14 protein-coding genes and 2 pseudogenes are annotated in these 17,065 nt (G+C 64.4%); 6 read left to right on the forward strand and 10 right to left on the reverse strand.

Annotated elements, in window-relative coordinates:
• Window positions 1-3: 3 nt before the first annotated feature.
• Genes trbK-alt through trbB form a run of 6 tightly spaced genes read right to left on the reverse strand, consistent with a single transcriptional unit; the run spans window position 4 to window position 5,124 of the window.
• Complete coding sequence (trbK-alt, locus tag ACE37J_RS21705; RefSeq protein WP_409715932.1) at window positions 4-309, reverse strand: putative entry exclusion protein TrbK-alt; 306 nt, start codon at window positions 307-309, stop codon at window positions 4-6.
• A gap of 4 nt (window positions 310-313) precedes the next feature.
• Window positions 314-1,087: a P-type conjugative transfer protein TrbJ gene (gene trbJ, locus ACE37J_RS21710; protein WP_409715935.1), complete on the reverse strand. Its 774-nt coding sequence runs from the start codon at window positions 1,085-1,087 to the stop codon at window positions 314-316.
• Complete coding sequence (gene trbE, locus ACE37J_RS21715) at window positions 1,071-3,542, reverse strand: conjugal transfer protein TrbE (RefSeq protein ID WP_409715937.1); 2,472 nt, start codon at window positions 3,540-3,542, stop codon at window positions 1,071-1,073. Before trbE ends, trbJ begins: the two co-directional genes overlap by 17 nt.
• Window positions 3,543-3,546: 4 nt before the next feature.
• Window positions 3,547-3,816, reverse strand: a complete 270-nt coding sequence (locus tag ACE37J_RS21720) for a VirB3 family type IV secretion system protein (protein WP_409715940.1) — start codon at window positions 3,814-3,816, stop codon at window positions 3,547-3,549.
• Between the two features lies 1 nt (window position 3,817).
• Entirely contained in the window at window positions 3,818-4,144 is a 327-nt protein-coding gene (locus ACE37J_RS21725) for a TrbC/VirB2 family protein (protein ID WP_409715943.1), read from the reverse strand.
• Window positions 4,141-5,124 (reverse strand): P-type conjugative transfer ATPase TrbB, encoded by a 984-nt coding sequence (gene trbB, locus ACE37J_RS21730; protein ID WP_409715945.1) that lies wholly within the window; start codon window positions 5,122-5,124, stop codon window positions 4,141-4,143. The genes ACE37J_RS21725 and trbB overlap by 4 nt, the downstream gene beginning before the upstream one ends.
• A 1,431-nt stretch (window positions 5,125-6,555) precedes the next feature.
• Between trbB and ACE37J_RS21735 the strand changes: the two genes are divergently transcribed.
• Window positions 6,556-8,739: an ATP-binding protein gene (locus tag ACE37J_RS21735; RefSeq protein ID WP_409715948.1), complete on the forward strand. Its 2,184-nt coding sequence runs from the start codon at window positions 6,556-6,558 to the stop codon at window positions 8,737-8,739.
• Between the two features lie 536 nt (window positions 8,740-9,275).
• Here the strand turns inward: ACE37J_RS21735 and ACE37J_RS21740 are convergent.
• Together ACE37J_RS21740 and ACE37J_RS21745 are read right to left on the reverse strand one after the other, a co-directional pair.
• Window positions 9,276-9,674, reverse strand: coding sequence for a helix-turn-helix domain-containing protein (locus tag ACE37J_RS21740; RefSeq protein ID WP_409715951.1), 399 nt, complete (start codon window positions 9,672-9,674; stop codon window positions 9,276-9,278).
• A gap of 463 nt (window positions 9,675-10,137) precedes the next feature.
• Window positions 10,138-11,177 (reverse strand): annotated as a pseudogene (locus ACE37J_RS21745) (IS256 family transposase); the annotation flags it as partial.
• Window positions 11,178-11,222: 45 nt separating this feature from the next.
• Here ACE37J_RS21745 and ACE37J_RS21750 point away from each other — a divergent pair.
• The 5 genes and pseudogenes from ACE37J_RS21750 (at window position 11,223) to ACE37J_RS21770 (ending at window position 15,561) form a co-directional block, all read left to right on the forward strand.
• Window positions 11,223-11,792 (forward strand): annotated as a pseudogene (locus ACE37J_RS21750) (transposase).
• A gap of 222 nt (window positions 11,793-12,014) precedes the next feature.
• Entirely contained in the window at window positions 12,015-12,440 is a 426-nt protein-coding gene (locus ACE37J_RS21755) for a helix-turn-helix domain-containing protein (protein ID WP_409715954.1), read from the forward strand.
• A gap of 579 nt (window positions 12,441-13,019) precedes the next feature.
• Complete coding sequence (locus ACE37J_RS21760; RefSeq protein WP_409715957.1) at window positions 13,020-14,048, forward strand: hypothetical protein; 1,029 nt, start codon at window positions 13,020-13,022, stop codon at window positions 14,046-14,048.
• Window positions 14,045-14,629, forward strand: coding sequence for a hypothetical protein (locus ACE37J_RS21765; RefSeq protein ID WP_409715960.1), 585 nt, complete (start codon window positions 14,045-14,047; stop codon window positions 14,627-14,629). Before ACE37J_RS21760 ends, ACE37J_RS21765 begins: the two co-directional genes overlap by 4 nt.
• 170 nt (window positions 14,630-14,799) lie before the next feature.
• The gene (locus tag ACE37J_RS21770; RefSeq protein WP_409715963.1) at window positions 14,800-15,561 is read left to right on the forward strand and encodes a response regulator transcription factor; all 762 of its coding nucleotides are present in this window, start codon (window positions 14,800-14,802) and stop codon (window positions 15,559-15,561) included.
• 31 nt (window positions 15,562-15,592) lie between these two features.
• On the opposite strand, the gene ACE37J_RS21775 is transcribed toward ACE37J_RS21770, so the two are convergent.
• Complete coding sequence (locus ACE37J_RS21775; protein ID WP_409715966.1) at window positions 15,593-15,853, reverse strand: hypothetical protein; 261 nt, start codon at window positions 15,851-15,853, stop codon at window positions 15,593-15,595.
• Window positions 15,854-16,253: 400 nt separating this feature from the next.
• The gene (locus ACE37J_RS21780) at window positions 16,254-17,027 is read right to left on the reverse strand and encodes a response regulator (RefSeq protein ID WP_409716064.1); all 774 of its coding nucleotides are present in this window, start codon (window positions 17,025-17,027) and stop codon (window positions 16,254-16,256) included.
• Window positions 17,028-17,065: the final 38 nt, after the last annotated feature.

Below are 17,065 nucleotides of genomic sequence, written 5' to 3' on the forward strand. Positions count from 1 at the left end.
CGGTCACTCCGCCCCTGCCGGCCGCGCTGGCCCCGTCGCCGTCTCGGGCGGCGGACCGAAGAAACGCCTCCGGGCCTCCTCCCAGGCGGCTCGGCATCCTTCCAGCGCCGCCTCGTCGCTCGGCGCGACCGTCCGGCAGCGGGCCAGCGTCCCGGCAAGCGCAGTCGTCACGGATTTGTCCGCCGCGATCGCCGGTCCGGCCTCCCCCGTGACGGCGACCTCCGCGAACTCGAAGGCGGCGGCGAGGACGGCGAGCCCGCCCATGCCGAGCGCGAGCGCGCGGAGGGTGGAAGCGGTTCCGAGCGGCATCGCCTCACTCCCCGAAGAGCCGGACAGGGCTCGGCTCGTAGCCGCCGCCATAGTCGAGGAAGCGGGCGAGAGCCTCGCGCGCCTGAGCCTCCGCCGAGGCGGCGCGGACGGCCTCCATCGTGACGGCGCGATTCTGCGCCGCGATGGCGGCGGCGAGATCGGAGAGCTGCGCCGATTGCAGCGCCAGCAGCTGGTTCCCGGCCTGCGCCGCCTGCAACGCGCCGACCGCGCCCTGGCTCTCGCGGACGAGGGCGCCCATCTCGGCGCGGGAAGCCTCGATGTTGCCGACGACGCCGGCCTGCACGCGGAGCGCCGCCTCGAAGCCCGCGACCGACATCTCCCAGCGCCGCCGCGCGCCGTCGATCATTGCGTCGAACGCGCCCTGCGCCGCTGCGGCGCCGTAGTCCTCCGAAAAGGCCTCCTCGATGGCGGCGACGTCGAAGGCGAGCCCGCCGGCCCCGTCCAGCAGCGCCTGCGTCTCGCCGACCGCCTCCCGCAGCCGCGCGAGCGAGGAATGCGGCAGATGCGCGAGGTTCAGCGTATCGTTCATCAGCATGCGCGCCTCATTCTGCAGCTGGGCGATCTGGTTGTTGATCTGCTCGAGCGCCCTTGCGGCGGAGAGGATGTTCTCGGCGTGGTTCCGCGGGTCGTAGACGATCCTCCCGCCGCCGCCGAAGAAGGCCAGCGCAGGCGTGGTCAGCACGGGCGTCAACGCCAGCGCGCCGACGAGCGCGGTTGCGGCGAGCTTCCGGGACGGGCGGTCAGGCGTGCGGGTCATCTGATGTCTCCTTGTCGACAGGTTCTGTGGGTGATGGGGCCGCCTCGGGGCCGAGCAGGTCGACTGCCCAGTCGAGGCCGCGATGCCGCAGCCAGGCGGCGGGAAAGCCCGCGCGGCCGTGATTGGTGAGGATCTCGGTGATGGCGGTCTGGTCGGCCTTGGCAGAGGCGGCGGTGAAGGCGAGGGCGACCTCACCGAGGCCGAGCGCGAAGAGCCGGTTGCCGCGCCGCGACTGGCAATAGTAGTCGCGCTTCGGGATGGCGCGGGCGAGGATCTCGATCTGCCGGTCGTTCAGGCCGAAGTTCCGGTAGATGCGCGCGATCTGCGGCTCGAAGGCCCGTTCGTTCGGCAGGAAGACGCGCGTCGGGCAGCTCTCGACGATCGCGGGCGCTACAGCCGAACCGTCGATATCGGCCAGCGACTGGGTGGCGAAGACGACGAAGGCGTTCTTCTTCCTGAGCGTCTTCAGCCATTCGCGGAGCTGCGCGCCGAAACTGGCGTCGTCGAGCGCGAGCCAGCCCTCGTCGATAAGGATCATCGTCGGCCGCCCGTCGAGCCGGGCCTCGATCCGGTGGAAGAGATAGGCGAGGACGGCGGGCGCCGCAGGCGAGCCGATCAGCCCCTCGGTCTCGAAGGCGAGCACGTCCGCCGAGCCCAGCGCCTCGGCCTCGGCGTCGAGCAGCCGCCCGAACGGGCCGCCGAGGCAGAATGGCTTCAGCGCGCGCTTCAGCTCGGTCGATTGCAGGAGGACGGAGAGACCGGTGAGTGTGCGCTCCTCGACCGGGGCCGAGGCGAGCGAAGTCAGCGCCGACCAGAGGTGATCGCGCGCCACGGGCTCGATCATCGCGCCATCGCGGCCCAGCATCCCCGCGAGCCAGTCCTGCGCCCAGGCGCGCTCCGCCGCCTCGTCGATGCGGGCGAGCGGCTGCAGCTGGACGGAGGGCGCCTCGTCGGCGAGCGCCTCGCCGAGATTCTCCCAGTCCCCGCCCATGGCGAGCGCGGCGCAGCGGATCGAGCCGCCGAAGTCGAAGGCGAAGATCTGCGCGCCCGGATAGCGGCGGAACTGAAGCGCCATCAGCGCCAGCAGCACCGACTTGCCCGCCCCGGTCGGGCCGACGATGAGGGTATGGCCGACATCGCCGACATGGGTGGAGAAGCGGAACGGGGTCGAGCCCTCGGTCTCGGCATGAAAGAGAGGCGGGCCGTCCAGATGGTCGTTGCGCGCGGGCCCCGCCCAGACCGCGGAGACCGGGATCATGTGCGCGAGGTTCAGGGTCGAGATCGGCGGCTGGCGGACATTGGCGTAGAGATGGCCGGGCAGCGAGCCGAGCCAGGCGTCGAGCGCGTTGAACGTCTCGGGGATGCAGGTGAAGTCGCGGCCCTGGACGATCTTCTCGGCGGTCTTGAGCCGCGCCTCGGCCGCTCGGGGATCTTCGTCCCAGACCGTGATCGTGGCGGTGACATAGGCGGCGCCGGCGAGATCGGCGCCGAGTTCCTGCAGCGCCGCGTCGGCGTCGGCGGCCTTGTTGGCGGCGTCGCTGTCAAGAAGCGTCGAGGCCTCGTTGGTCATCACCTCCTTCAGGATCGCCGCGACCGACTTCCGCTTGGCGAACCACTGGCGGCGGATGCGGGTGAAGAGCCGGGCGGCGTCGGTCTTGTCGAGACAGATCGCGCGCGTCGACCAGCGATAGGCGAAGGCCTGACCGTTGAGCTCGTCGAGCAACCCCGGCCAGGTCGCGCTCGGAAATCCCAGGATCGTGAGGGTGCGGAGATGCATCGCGCCGAGCCGCGGCGCGAGCCCGCCGAGGAGCGGTTCGTCCGCGAGCACCGCATCGAGATGCATCGGCGTCTCGGGGACGCGCACGCGCTGGCGGCGGGTCGAGACGGTCGAATGGAGATAGGTCAGGGTCTCCTCGTCGCCGAGCCAGGCGACCTCGGGCATGAAGCCTTCGAGAAGATCGAGGAAGCGGTCGGTGCGGCCGGTGAACGTGGCGAGGAGTTCAGCGGGCTCGGCTCCGCGCGCGGGCGCGTTCTCGATCAGCCAGCCGCCGGCGCGGCGAACCTCGTCTGCCGGCGGCATCCAGACCAGCGTCAGAAAATACGCGCTCTCGAAATGCCCCTGTTCCTCTTCGAACTGCGCCCGTCGCTCTGCGTCGACCAGCGCTGAGACCGGGTCGGGGAAGTCGGAGACCGGGTAGTCCTGCGCGGGAATCCGCTGCGCCTCGACGAAGACCGCCCAGCCGGAGCCGAGGCGTCGCAACGCCGCGTTGAGTCGGGCGGACGTGGCGACCAATTCGGCAGGCGTGGCGGAATCGAGATCAGGCCCGCGGAACCGGCCGCAGCGCTGCAGCGAGCCGTCTTTGTTCAGGACGACGCCCGGCGCGACCAACGCCGCCCAGGGCAGGAAATCCGCCAGCGAGGCAGGTTTGGCGCGATACTCTGCGAGGCGCAGCATCGTTTCAGACCCCGAACCAGGCTGGGTAACGGAGATGTCGTCGCGCCGCCTCGGCGATCTGCGGGTCGCGTTTTGCAGCCCAGACAGCGAGTAAATGGCCGACGATCCAGACGACCAGACCGACCAACCAGAGCCGCAGCCCCAAACTGATCGCGGCGGCGAGCGTGCCGTTGGCGATGGCGACGGCGCGCGGCGCGCCCGCGAGCAGGATCGGCTCTGAGAGCGCCCGGTGAACGGGGGCGTAGTAGCCGGGGACGTCGGTCGAACGGTCCATCTCAGATCAGCGCCCCGCCGCCGAAGGAGAAGAAGGAGAGAAAGAAGCTCGAGGCCGCGAAGGCGATGGAGAGGCCGAAGACGATCTGCACCAGCCGCCGGAAGCCGCCGCCTGTGTCGCCGAAGGCGAGCGTCAGGCCGGTCACGATGATGATGATCACGGCGACGATCTTGGCGACCGGACCCTCGATCGATTCGAGGATCGTCTGCAGCGGCGCTTCCCAGGGCATGCCGGATCCGGCGGCCAGCGCCGCATCGGGGACGAGAAAGGAGCCAGTTGACAGGGCGACGGCGCCAGCGAGGGCAATGGAGGACAGGTGTGGGATCATGAGGCGTCTCCGGATGTGGGGGTGAGCAGGTCTTCGATCGCGTAGTCGCCTGCCTGCGTCAGCCCGGCGACCCCGGCGAGTTCGTTCAGCCGCCGTGCGGCGCCGCGCCCCGTGAGCACCGCGACGAGGTCGATGGTCTCGGCGATCAGCGCTCGGGGCACGGTGACGACCGCCTCCTGGATCAGCTGCTCCATCCGGCGGAGCGCCCCGAGCGCCGAGCTGGCATGGATCGTCCCGATCCCGCCGGGATGGCCGGTGCCCCAGGCCTTCAGGAGATCGAGCGCCTCGGCGCCGCGCACTTCGCCGATGGGAATGCGGTCAGGGCGCAGGCGGAGCGAAGAGCGGACGAGATCGGACAGCGTCGCCACCCCGTCCTTCGTGCGAAGCGCCACGAGATTGGCCGTCAGGCACTGGAGCTCGCGGGTGTCCTCGATCAGCACCACGCGGTCCGCAGTCACCGCCACTTCAGCCAGCAACGCGTTGGTCAGCGTCGTCTTGCCGGTCGAGGTCCCGCCCGCGACGAGGATGTTGGCCCGGGCGGCGACGGCGTGGCGGAGGAGCTCTGCGGCGTGCGGCGTCATGATCCCCGCCGCCGCGTAATCCCACAGCGTGAAGACGGCGACCGCCTGCTTGCGGATGGCGAAGGCCGGAGCCGCGACGACCGGCGGGAGCAGACCCTCGAACCGCTCGCCCGTCCCGGGCAGCTCCGCCGAGACCCGCGGCGCCCCGGCATGGACCTCGGCGCCGACATGGTGCGCCACCAGCCGGATGATCCGCTCGCCGTCCGCTGCCGAGAGCCGAGCGCCGGTGTCGGAGAGCCCCTCGGTCAGCCGGTCCACCCAGAGCCGGCCGTCGGGGTTCAGCATCACTTCGACGATTCCGGCATCCTCCAGCCAGGCCGCGACCTGCGGCCCGAGCGCCGTGCGCAGCATCCGTGCGCCGCGCATCGTGGCTTCCGGGTGGAGGGTGGCGACGGACATGTACGGCTCCGTGGTGGATCACGGGGCCGATTAAGGGGAGAGGAAAGACCGGCGGCGCAACAGCGGTGAAGGCGTAGAAGGGCCGGGGCGCGTAAAGACAGGGGAGTGGGGTGAGGCGATCGAGCGTCAACCTAAAGGGCTCAGATGCAAGAGAAGCTGAGTCCCCGAACTTTTCCTGCTGCGACCACTTCAGCTCAAGATTGCCTCACAACGGCACTACTGTTCCGGGCGGCGAGACAAACAAAATGCGCAAGCAGACCCGGGACTGCCGAGAAAGGACGGTGCACGCATGCTAAGCCTGATCTGCGGGCCGAAGGCCAAGGTCGAGTGTTGCCACGCGCTGCGTGGCAAGGAGGCCGCCCGTGTGTTCTGGTGATGCCAGCGCCGCGCTCTTGGTCATGCTGCGCCGCCTCAAGATGCACAGCATGCGCACCGCTTGGTGGCAACGCGTGACGCCATTCGCTTCACGCGATCGCACGCGGACCGCGCAGAACGACGCTAACGCGCGGCGAGGATGAGTGAAAGCATCAAAGGCACCGCGTTGAGGGTGGTGATAGCGGCGACCGAGGAGAACAGCCAAGATGCGCCGCTCATAGAGCAAGCCCCGAAGACTAAAACACCACTAAAAAGTGCCATTATCAGGGTCTGCGACAATCGCAGACGTCGGGGCTGGTCGGCGTGGGATCTTTTGACAACGCACTCGGTGGCAGAAGGCGGAACATGCTTCATAGGCGCTTCTCCTGCGACGCGCCTTACCGTGCCCCGAACTCATCTAATCCCGATATCGTATTTATGCTGTAGAGGGTAATTCTTGTGCTTAGCATCGAGGCTGGAGTGGCGCGCGGTGGCGCTGCGCAAAGCGATAGGGCCGGGGGGCGTCGGTGAGGCGCCTGTGTCAGCGCTGACGGCTCGCCGGGTGCGGTAGGGTGGAATGCGTCACGCCGGGCACCTCGCCCGAGGGCAGAGCGCTTTCGGGCGCGTTGTTTCCTTTCACTTTCCAGCCCGCGGGAAACCGCTGGAGGCTTGCCGATACGACAACGGGGAGCACCCTTGCGGTGCGATCGGCTAACAGGTCTCTATCGCACCCGTGAGCGGCGACGGCTCATCCGGCTGACCGTCGTCGTGAAGCCCTAGAATTCCATCCTCATACACTCGCATGATTGGTTTCAATTTAAAGATATTCCGCCATCTCCGGACTCTGAAGCGCCGGGTTGGCGGTTGGGCCAGTATCGATCCGCCAACGGCGCCAATGATCTGGGCAGCACGATACATGCACCGTAAGCGCGACAGGGCCACAACGCCAAGCTGACCGACGCGTGCGGGTCGTCGATCCCGCTTATGCCCTCATCGGACATAAGCATAATACCTATTTAAGTCTTATGACTTCGTAAACCATTGTGACTGTCAACTCTTGCCGCGTAAAGAGTATCCATGATCACGGTGTCAAGAGTGTCTCAAATAACGTCTCGCTTCAGCGCAGTGTTCGCGCGCCTGGTGCTGCTGGTGATTGGCGTCTCGGTGGTAATCGGCTTAGTCGCGGTATTTATCGACATGCGGCTTCGTGCTGCGGATCGCCTCGAAATGCTGGAGGAACGCGCGGCGGTTGCGGCGAAAATGATCGACTCTCGAATTGTCGAGAGCCTCGGCGTGTTGCGGTTCTGCGCGACGTCGCCGCATCTTTTGAGCACGGTTAATCTATCGGCGTTCGCGGATGAATGCGGCAGGGCGCACGATGTGTCGGGGGGATGGGTTGTTCTGATCGAGGTCGGCGAGACCCATCGTCAGATCGTCAACAGCCGCGTGCCGGCGGACGGTCAGCTCCCCCCGCCGTATCCGCGCAGCGAGGAACGCGAAACATTGCTCGCCCTCGAAGCGCGAAGCCGAGCCGTTGGCGGGCCCGCGATCAGCGACGCCTTCTTCGGCAGGGTCCTCGATGCTCCGGTAATGGCCGTCGGGCAACTCGTGACGCTGGCCGATGGCCGCGAGACGATGCTCTACAGCGGCATCGAGGCGGCGACGCTGTCTCGCCTGCTCGAGGTTTTCGCCGGCGCAGGCCACGACCAGTGGGAGGACAAGGGCTTCCTGGGGCTGGTGGATGGATCTTTGCGCGCTGTGGCGCGGTCGGAGGACTCGGAGGCGCGGCTCGGTATGCCTGCGCCTTCGTGGTTCGCTGCGCTGACGGCGGCGCGCTCGGGGAGCGCCGCGAACGTCTCCGGACCGCATCCCGATGATCCGCGACTCGACATCGGTTTTCGCCATCTCGAGACCGCGACAGGATGGGTGGCGTTCGCAGGTTCATGGAGATCTCCAAACCCGCTCGAAGATTTCACAATGGCGTCCTGGCCGTCTGCGCTTGCCTTGGCGGCCGGACTGTTCGCGGTGGGTGCGCAGTTTCTGTGGTGGCGGCAAGAGCTGCTCGAGGCGCAGGTGAAGGCGCACGAGAAGGAGCGTGAGGCCGCAGTGATCGCGGATCGGGAGCGAGCGCGCGTGATGGCTGCGACAGCGCACGAGATTCGCGGCCCGGTGGTCGCTCTCCTCGGGGCGCTCGAGCTTGGGCGCACTGCAATTCGGCCAGACCTTTATGCCTCTGCGACACGAGCTGGCGAGGGCGTCTTGCGGTTGGTGAACGAGTTGCTGGAAGTCTCCCGGATCGGCGCGCGAAAGATGACGTTTCACCCCGCGCCGACAGATCTGGCGGCCGCGATCCGCGACGTTGTCGCCCGCCATGAGAACGCGGCGGCGGCCAAGTGCCTTGAGTTGACCGTCAAGACGCCTGACGCGCCCCTGCCATTGCTGAATGTCGACCAGTTGCGCTTGGAGCAGATCGTCGAAAATCTTGTGTCGAATGCCGTGAAGTTTACTGCGCGCGGTTTCGTCAGGGTTGTCCTGATGGGGGCGCGGGCAGGCGCGAATTGCGTTGAGGTGATTCTGACCGTGTCGGACACCGGCCCCGGTGTGCCGCTCTTCATGCAGGAGAAGATTTTCGACGAGTTTTCCAGATTCGAGTCCAGCAAAGTCGAACGTAAAGCCGGCGTCGGCCTCGGATTGGCGATCGCGCGCGGCCTTGCCCGGGCAATGGGGGGCGATATCACTTTTGTCTCGAGAGCGGCCGGCGGATCGGTTTTCCGTGTCTCGCTGAGGTTGCCGGTCGCCACGGCCGCTCGAGTCTCCGCCGGCGAAGAGAGCCAAGGGCTTCTTAAGGGGCTGCGGATCGTGCTGGCCGAGGACGATCCCATCATTCGGGAGATCACGGCGCGTCGGTTGCGGATTGCCGGCGCCGAGGTGTTCGAAGCGGAGGATGGTGCGACGGCCGTGACGACGATTTCGCGCTTTCGGCCCGACGTGGCTCTTCTTGATCTGGAGATGTCGATCCTGGATGGCATCGGAGCCGTCCTCCGCTTGCGCAACAATACGGCGCTCGGCGGATTGCTGGTCTTTGGCCTCACCGCCTACGGCGTTGGACCGAAGGTTGCGGCCGCCCGCGCGGCGGGGATGGACGAAGTGCTCATCAAGCCGTTGCAGCTGGAGGTGCTGGCGCAGAAGGTGAGAAGCGCCCTGGGCGACCGTGACCTCGCGAAGAAGCGTGATGCGGCAAGTCAGGCTTCGAGCATCTGAAACAGAGGCGATGGATTTTAGCCGCGTTCGCGCGCCGACGAGACTGGTCCCCCGGAGACGTGGTCCTTCCCGACGCAGGCCTTTGTGCCAGCTGGGGAATGAAGGAACACCCTATCATCGACCGGCGCGGTCCCGCGCGCATGTGCGGCATTAACCGCCGGACAGCCTCTTCGCGGGCTATCTCGCAATCGCCGCCGGACGCGAGACTGCAGACGGTCTCGACGGCCCGCGCAATGACCCGGCGTTCGAGATGGCGCTCGGCAAGGCCCGGAGGCGGCCCTCGGGCCAGCAAGACGTCCGTGTCGCGCCTGGAGAACGCGCCCGACCTCCGCGCCGATCCTTGTCTACACCGGCAAGCGCCCCTCGGCCCAGGCCACGAACTCGCTCGCCCTCTCGCCGCAAACCGCGGAATGCCACTCCTATCGCGGCAACGTGGTCAGGCTCGTTCGGGAATGCGGGTTTATTTTTGGCAATATTACTTACCAATTACCGAAAATTAAACCCTATATTATGCTTTCCCGACTTACTAATTCCAGTCAGTCAAGCAAAAACTCCTTCACGCGACGGAACACTTCCGCGCGGGTATCAGCCGTGATGCTGTATCCCACACCCTTGATGGCTTTGATTTCAGCCCAAGGCGCGTCAGCTCGTATATTGTGAATCACGACGCGCAGAAGGTTCCTTCCGCGACTTGTATCGCCGATTAACGCTTCCGAGGTGACAACGCCGGGATTGGATGCCAATTTGGTGACAATGCGCGCCTGCTGGGGACTGAGGCCAAGAGCCGCCCCCACCTGCCTGGGATCGAGGCTCTTCAGCTCTATCAAAGCTCGCAGCGCCTCCTCGGCTTTCTCGGCGCGCTGCCGGTACTCATCGCAGGCCGGGCAGTTCATTGGGTTCTTTTTGTCGACGCCTTCAATGGGGCCTACGCGCATCGCTGTAAACCCTTTCTACCTTGTTCAACTGCCCGCGTGCGCGTCTAAGGCGGCCCGGCGCAAGTGGCTTTTGAGCATGTTCTCCCCACTCCATGCCTTGCTCCGGCTGGTGGCCGTAAGACAGCCACCAGCCAGTTCCACTCTGCGACCGTAGCAACTAGCAACTACGCTCCCTCCTACCCCGTCCACTTTTCTTGCGGATCTGTTCTACACAAAGCTACATCACGCTCTAGTGTATTCACCCAGATTTTTTGCTCATTGAAATAGTATATTTGTTTATCTGCAGGGATTACGGTTGCATGTTTCGCGTGAAGGCGGGCGCCGTTTTCACGGGATCGCGGACGGGTCCGGTAGCGCCCCTTGGGGGGGTGTATGAACGCCAGCTTTCGGAGAGGCCCGGTCTCGATCAGGCGGCCACTGTGGGCAGCCCGTGATTGGGAGTATCCGTGATGGGGGCGAGAGATTACAGCCCCACGTACCGCCGCGCCACGGTCCACTCGTCATTGGTCTCCAGCATCAGCGCGCCGACCAGGCGGATGATCTCGTCGTTGTTCGAGAGTGAGGGCCATCGCCCTACCGCCGACGACGACCGAACGACGCTTGATCTTCTTGTCGACGCGCTTCAGCGGCTTCGTTGAGGCGATCTGCGGCCAGTGCTCACCTGGGAAGTCCATATAGGCGAGCACATCGTCTCTCGAGCCGTCCATCAGGGCGGCGAGCGTGGGCAGTTTATCGCGCGGCGGTGAGTGGGGAGCGTGGCCCCGGTGGGGCCGCGTAAGCCTCGCGAACGCGACCACGTCCCACTGGACGACAACCTCGACCTTGCTCTCCTGGGCGAAGATCGTCTTGAGCATGGTGGCCACGGCGCAGCGCTGCTTGGCGGGCGCAGGGACCAGGTCGTTGCGCATCCAGTGAACGCGGCACCTCTGGTGCCTGGCGGCTGACACCCGTCGCGCGGCGGCGCGGAGCCCCTTGTGATCGTCAGCGATCACCAGCCGGACGCCGCGCAGGCCCCGGTCGGCGAGGCTGCGGAGTAAGTTGGTCCAGGACACCTCGGCCTCGGAATGGCCGGCGTGCACCCCCAGCACCTTTCTCTTGCCGTCCTCGTTGACGCCGACGGCCACTGTGAAAGAACGGCTGACAATCCGGCCGCCGTCGAGCACCTTGATGTAGATGGCGTCGAGCCAGAGGTAGGGCCATTACCCCTCAAGCAGGTGCTGCAGGAAGGCGTTCACCCACACGTCTACGGCGACGCAGAGCCGCAACACCTGGCTCTTGGACATGCCGCCCGCGCCCATAGCCTTCACCAGATCGTCGACGGAGCGGGTGGACACGCCGTGGACGTAGGCCTCCTGTATGACTGCCACCAGCGTTCGCCCGCTCACTCGGACCGCTGGCGTTCGCGGGCTCACTCTCGGCTGTACGGCGCGGCTCCAGGAAGCTCGGTAAGCAGTTGCCCTCGCGCAGCTTCGGGAGCTCCAGCGCGATCAGACCGGCATGCGTGTGGGTCTGCAGGTGGGGTGTTTCCGCCGCGCCGATCTTCCGGGCATGCCCAGATCGGCGCTCCGGCGCTCAGACTGGGGAATTTTCAAACGGCACTTTCGAGGAGTTTACGCTCGGCACACACACCGCGCGCCGAAGCGCGAGATCGTCGAGGCGATCCTCTATCTGTTGCGCGCCGGCTGCTCATGGCGGCTCCTGCCGCATTATTTCCCGCCGTGGCAGACAGTCTACTACTACCTGCGGCGCTGGGAGCGCGAAGGAGTGTGGGCGCGGGTCCACCACGCCCTCGCCGTCGCGGACCGGGAGCGGGCCGGACGGGAGGCCTCGCCCTCCGCCGCGATCATCGACAGCCAGACCGTCTTCGCGGACGGCGGCTATGCCGGACGCCTTGTCGACTGGGCGAAAGACAAGACCCACGTCGCCCTCTAGATCGTGCGCCGGATGCCCTGGATGAAAGGCTTCGTGGCCATTCGCCGCCGCTGGGTCGTCGAGCGCAGCTTCGTCTGGATCATGAAATGCCGCCGCCTCGCCCGAGACTACGAGAAGCTCACCAGCGTCGCCAAAACCCTCATCGCCGCCGCCGCCGCCGCGACCCTCATCAGGCGATGGAAGTGAGCCTTCTCAAACACGCTCTAAGCAAAACACTGAATGACAATAGTTCAGTACCCCGCTACGAAGCTGAGTGATTATTGAATTTGTGATTTATACGAGCGGAGGTTTTTTAACTGTTAAAAAAGAAAATACAAAACGCCTTAGGGTGGAATTTAAGGCATAGCGATTTGACAAAAGCATATCTGGCGAAATTTCCTGTTAGTCGAGTGCAAAGGAGCGTAGTGCGTGTTGAGACTAGAAAAAGTAGATGCATCTTTGGGTGCACGGCTGCGGCGTATGAGGATCCGTGCGGGGATCTCACAATCTGATATTGGGAAAGTATTGGGCTGTACCTACCAGCAGGTTCAAAAGTACGAGGCTGGCACTAACCGCATCAGTCTCGTCTCGCTCGTAAGGATTTCCAGGTTCTATAAAAAATCGATCAGCGAACTATTGGATGATGTTGAAATAAGCTCAATATCCGACTGTGTCAATTACACGCTTGACGACATACAAACACTGCAAAAGCCTGAGCTTGATTTGATCAATGCATACAGGGCCATCGAGGATCCGATCCGGCGCAGCAAGATCCTTGAACTTGTAAAGGCGATTTCTGATCTCAATCACATCGTGGATAACGACAGGTATTCCGAGAAGACAGGTTCCATGTAGAACTGAGAAATTAGGCGTTTTGCCGCCATAAATTTCGACTTTGAGTCTCAGCGCTGCCGGCGCCCTCTATTTCAAGGTGCGTGTATTCGTAAAGCGCCTGCCCTTCCAATTCGTGGCGGTCATCGCGGACAACAAGTCTCGCGGGCGGCCTGCATTTCTTAACAGGAACGTCTTGAGCCGACTCGGACCGCGCGCCCAACCGGTGATTGGCCCACATCCGTGAACCTTTTAGCGCAAGTCGCCGCAGCGAGCGGCGCAATTCCCATGGAACCGCGGTGCGATGCCGGCGCACGCCGCCCTGGAGTCGCTCGATCAGCTGTGCTCGCAGCCCAATGCAGAACGGTTTGCCCGTTGCTGACCTGAACATTTATCTTGAATTCAGTATATCACAGCCGAGTCAAACCAATAAATACAAATGAATAAAGGCTTCTTTACGCACTAGATAAGCATTATACTTATACCAAGTAAAACTTATGTGTGTCTTGATAGGCGAAACGTGTATATAATTTTGCTTATAGCGACGTAATCTCTCGCCCAGTTGATGTTACTAGGAGCAGTCAGGTGCGTCGAAGATCACAAGTGACGACCGCGGCGCTGGCAGGGGCGATGCTGGCCAGTCTCGGTGCATATGCGGGTGCGCAGGAGATGCGCTACACTCCGAACCTGCCGCAGTTCGGCGGTCTCAATGGCCAGACTCCGGCTCGACCGTCCTCGCGGGCGGCGGTGTCGGCACGGTTTCTCAATAGCGCACGCTTTGGTCCGGGGCGTGCCCGAGAGCGCGCCCCGGATTATCCACGCAACTTGACGGTGAGGCCCATGACCGCTCTCGTTTCCCTCCGGATGGCCCTGTTCCCGCTTCTGCTCGCCGCGCCTGCGCTCGCGAATGAGGCGCGCATCCAGCAGGGCGGCGGCGCGATCACGGATTTTCGGTTGGAGCAGGCGCCTGGCGGCGGTCACTGGCTCGGCGGCGTCGAGACCTCTACGCTTCCCGCGGAGCCGGGCGATCTCGTCTTCAAGGCGGCGGGGCCGGCGGCCATGACGGGGGATTTCTCCAAAGTTCACATCGCTCAGAGCGGCGTCGGCGGCAGAGTCGGCCTTGATGTCGACGCTGACACTTTGGAGATCGACATCAGCACCGCAGGGGCCGACACGGTGCTCCTCTACGCCCGCGCCGGCGATCTGTCCTCGACGGTCGAGGCGTCCGGCGTCGGCGCGCGCACCGTGAACCTTTACGTCAACGCGGCGGGCGAGACCGTCTCCCACGACCTGACGCTGAGCGGCGCGGGCGACCTCATGGTGAATGTCAGCCAGACCGCCGCGGCGTCTCTGTCCGTGGACATCACGGCGCTCGGGGGGGACGCCTCGGCGACCTTCAACCAGTCTGGCGCGGGCGCCAGCGCAAATGTGATGGCCACGCTCGACGACGGGGCGGCGCTGACGCTCAACCAGACCATGCCGGATGTCATGGCGAACTTCACGACAAACATCGGCGCCGGCGGTTCGCTGACCGTGAACCAGACGGTTGCTCCGGGAACGTCGGTGAGCCTTGCGACCACCCCCGAGGTTGCTTCGGTGGGCGCCGGTCATCAGGTGACGGTGACGCAATGACCGCCCGGAACCTGGTTGCGCTGGCTTCGATACTTTCGCTTCTTGGCTGGAGTGCGGAGGCGGATGACGGGCCGCTGCGCATCGGCCCGCAGGACGCGCCGCAATCTGTGCGACCGGATGTTCGCGAGGGGCCGGGTTCTCTGCGCCTGTGCGGCGAGGAAGAGACGGTTGGCGACGGCTGCGTCGTGCGTCGCCCGGGACAGATGCTTGAAGACCGGCTGCCGTCCGAGGGCCGGCTTTTGGTCGATCCCCGGCGCCGCGCGGTTTCCGGCAGCGGGGACGGTTCGCGCTCGGTTTCAGTGCAGGGCCTCGGAGGGCGCGATCCTTTTTTCGCCGTCCAGACTTTCGGCGCTCCCACCGAAGTGGGCATACTGGCGGATCTCGCCGGCTCGGGCCGTGTGTCGCTCCGGGGAGGGCGAAGTTCGGTGGGGGACGGCACAGACCCGTCTCTGCCCCCGCCCGGTGTCCCGGACCCGTCATCCGCGTCCCGTGACCTTTTCAACGCCGGTCGGAACAACCTGCCTTCGCTAGCAGTGGACGTGACCCTGTCTCCTTCAGGCTCTCTTTCTGTCTCGCAGTGACGGCTGTTTTGCGCGCCGAGCATTTTATAGGCATTTCTGGTAAGTTCTCTAAACACATGTTTCAGTGTAGTAGTGAGAATTAACAATAAGTCCCCAACTTATCAGTTATGCTCGTTGAACCCGTTGGAGCCCTTTGGGCGCAGGACGGGCGATCAATTCTGCAGATTAAGATGCAGTTCGAGGCCCGGCGGCTTTCGCCGTGGAAAAGGAACGTGTCGCCTGATGTACAGGAGGGTGTGGATTTGAGGTTATCAGAAACCGACGGGAGCGGCGACGATGCCGGCGAGACAACACTTGAATCCGAACTCTCGGTGCTCATCGTCGACGATGAGCGGCTGATAAGGGATCTTCTTGCGCTAGCGCTGGAACAGCGCCTTCCTAACGCTCGCGTCGATACGGCGGCCAGCCTGGCATCTGCGATCGAGCATCTTGACCGTCGACCGCGCACCGACGTCATCGTACTCGACTACAAGATGGGCGACATGCGTGGCGTGAGCAGCGTCTCCCGCGTGGTGCGGCTGGCGCGAAAAGGGCGTGTTGTCGTCCTTTCGGGACATGTGACCGCTGCCCTGGCTTCCGATCTGTCCAAGGTCGGCGTGGCGGCCGCGCTGACCAAAGACGTCGGCATGTCCGAATTGGCGGGGAAAATCGTCGACGTCATGAATGGCCAGAGCTTCTTCGAGTTGCCCACGCCGGTGGACAAGTTGGGCCGCATGCAGTCCACATTTGCGCTATCGAAGCGTGAAGCCGAGATTCTGCAGCACATCATCGACGGGGACCGAAACGCGGACATCGCATTCAAGCTTGGGATCAGCGAGTCGACCGTGCGGGTTCACGTTTACCATGTGTTCAAGAAGCTCGGAGTGACGTCGCGGATCGAAGCATTCAACTGCTGGAACGCGATGACCAACGGCGTAGCGGCCAAAATCTGACGGAGTCCGACTTCGCTTTGCCCGGCAAGGATCACTTCACCGACATACGGATCGATGACAGTGGGTTCAGCTGCGGACTGGGTGGCATTTTCATCCCGCCTAGGACCCGGTCAAGCGCAGCTACAAGGCGAACACGTCGCGCTTCCGGCTTGGCGTCATGAGCCCACTCTACAATCTCGTCCAGCGCAGCTTCGACTTTGCAATGCGTTCCACCGTAAACAACCAACCGAAAAAGAGCATCGATCAGGCGCTGCTGAAGCTCCATTTCGGCGATCAGGTCCTCCAGATCCATCTTAGCATTCCACTTGGCGTCGTTCTAGATTTTTCTTAAGGTGCACTTGTTGTGTCGCGCAATAAGCAAGTAATTTATTGTCTTTCAATTTCTTCAGAATCATCGTTTTTCGAAGCTGTTTTTCGGGCCTCTCGACTTGATCGCATCCGCCGACAGGGGCTTCGAGACGGATGCCGGCGTGGCATCAGAGGCGACCGGGATGGGCGTGCGGGTCGCTGGAGCAACGGGGGGAGGCCGCTGGTCGATAAAGCGCCCGACCGTGGCGACGGCGATCTCAAGACGGTTGTCGCCGGGGATGCGGTCGAGGCCGCACTGGACCTTCGGGCTGTTGCGGTTGGTTGCTGCGCGGCGGGACGCCAGACGCCGTCAGGTAGGGCGAGCGTGGCGAAAGCTGACGGGCCTACGCCGTCAAATCGAAATCCCTGGCCATTCGCTCGGCTGCTTCGCGCGTCCGCTCCATCTCTGGCGTCATCGCAGAGAAGGCCGCGCGCAGGGCCGCCGTTTCGCCTGCTTCGGCCAGTTCCTCCAGCGTCCGCAGGCGACCCGCCAGGCTGCGCGCGCCGAGCACTAGACAGAGGCCTGACAGCCTGTGGGACATACTCCCGACCGTCTGGACTTCGTTTCCATCGATGAGGCGACCGACGACCTCCCAAGCCTTCGTCAACTCGCGCGCCAGTCCGGTCAGCGACCGCGCCAGCGATGCGCCGCCGTCGAGGGCGCGAAGGGCGTCGACCGTTGCGGTGTCGAACGTCTCTTGTGCTTCGTCATGCTGATGCGGTCTCGGCTGATCTTCAAGCAGCGCAGCAAGATCGTGCAGGTTGAGCGGCTTGGGCAGACACGCGTCGAGCGCCTGGTTGCTGAGCATCAGGGCGGCGCTCTCGGTCTGGTGCGCAGTGACGCCAATGATCTTCGCCTGCGCCGACGGGCCACCGCTACGACGGATTCGGGAGGCGGCCTCGGCTCCATCCATCCTTGGCATTCTCAGGTCCATCAGGATGAGGTCAAACGCTTCGCGCCCGGCCAGTTCAACCGCCTCGACACCGTCTTCCGCCTCAACGGTCGCCGCATTGAGTTGTTCAAGACTTAGGGATGTGAGGTGGCGGATGGTTTTTTGGTCTTCGGCCACCAGTACCCGCATCCCGGAAAACATCTCGATGAGCGCGTGATCCGCCATGGCCGAAATCTCCTCGGGCCTCGCCTCCGGCAATGTCA

The organism is Pikeienuella sp. (assembly GCF_046290545.1).
GTDB lineage: Bacteria > Pseudomonadota > Alphaproteobacteria > Rhodobacterales > Rhodobacteraceae > Pikeienuella.

What these genes read in the sequence shown, in the direction of transcription:
- trbK-alt (WP_409715932.1), bottom strand. Translation starts at nt 309, where the DNA reads ATGCCGCTCGGAACCGCTTCCACCCTCCGCGCGCTCGCGCTCGGCATG.
- trbJ (WP_409715935.1), bottom strand. Translation starts at nt 1,087, where the DNA reads ATGACCCGCACGCCTGACCGCCCGTCCCGGAAGCTCGCCGCAACCGCG.
- trbE (WP_409715937.1), bottom strand. Translation starts at nt 3,542, where the DNA reads ATGCTGCGCCTCGCAGAGTATCGCGCCAAACCTGCCTCGCTGGCGGAT.
- ACE37J_RS21720 (WP_409715940.1), bottom strand. Translation starts at nt 3,816, where the DNA reads ATGGACCGTTCGACCGACGTCCCCGGCTACTACGCCCCCGTTCACCGG.
- ACE37J_RS21725 (WP_409715943.1), bottom strand. Translation starts at nt 4,144, where the DNA reads ATGATCCCACACCTGTCCTCCATTGCCCTCGCTGGCGCCGTCGCCCTG.
- trbB (WP_409715945.1), bottom strand. Translation starts at nt 5,124, where the DNA reads ATGTCCGTCGCCACCCTCCACCCGGAAGCCACGATGCGCGGCGCACGG.
- ACE37J_RS21735 (WP_409715948.1), top strand. Translation starts at nt 6,556, where the DNA reads ATGATCACGGTGTCAAGAGTGTCTCAAATAACGTCTCGCTTCAGCGCA.
- ACE37J_RS21740 (WP_409715951.1), bottom strand. Translation starts at nt 9,674, where the DNA reads ATGCGCGTAGGCCCCATTGAAGGCGTCGACAAAAAGAACCCAATGAAC.
- ACE37J_RS21765 (WP_409715960.1), top strand. Translation starts at nt 14,045, where the DNA reads ATGACCGCCCGGAACCTGGTTGCGCTGGCTTCGATACTTTCGCTTCTT.
- ACE37J_RS21770 (WP_409715963.1), top strand. Translation starts at nt 14,800, where the DNA reads ATGCAGTTCGAGGCCCGGCGGCTTTCGCCGTGGAAAAGGAACGTGTCG.
- ACE37J_RS21775 (WP_409715966.1), bottom strand. Translation starts at nt 15,853, where the DNA reads ATGGATCTGGAGGACCTGATCGCCGAAATGGAGCTTCAGCAGCGCCTG.
- ACE37J_RS21780 (WP_409716064.1), bottom strand. Translation starts at nt 17,027, where the DNA reads ATGGCGGATCACGCGCTCATCGAGATGTTTTCCGGGATGCGGGTACTG.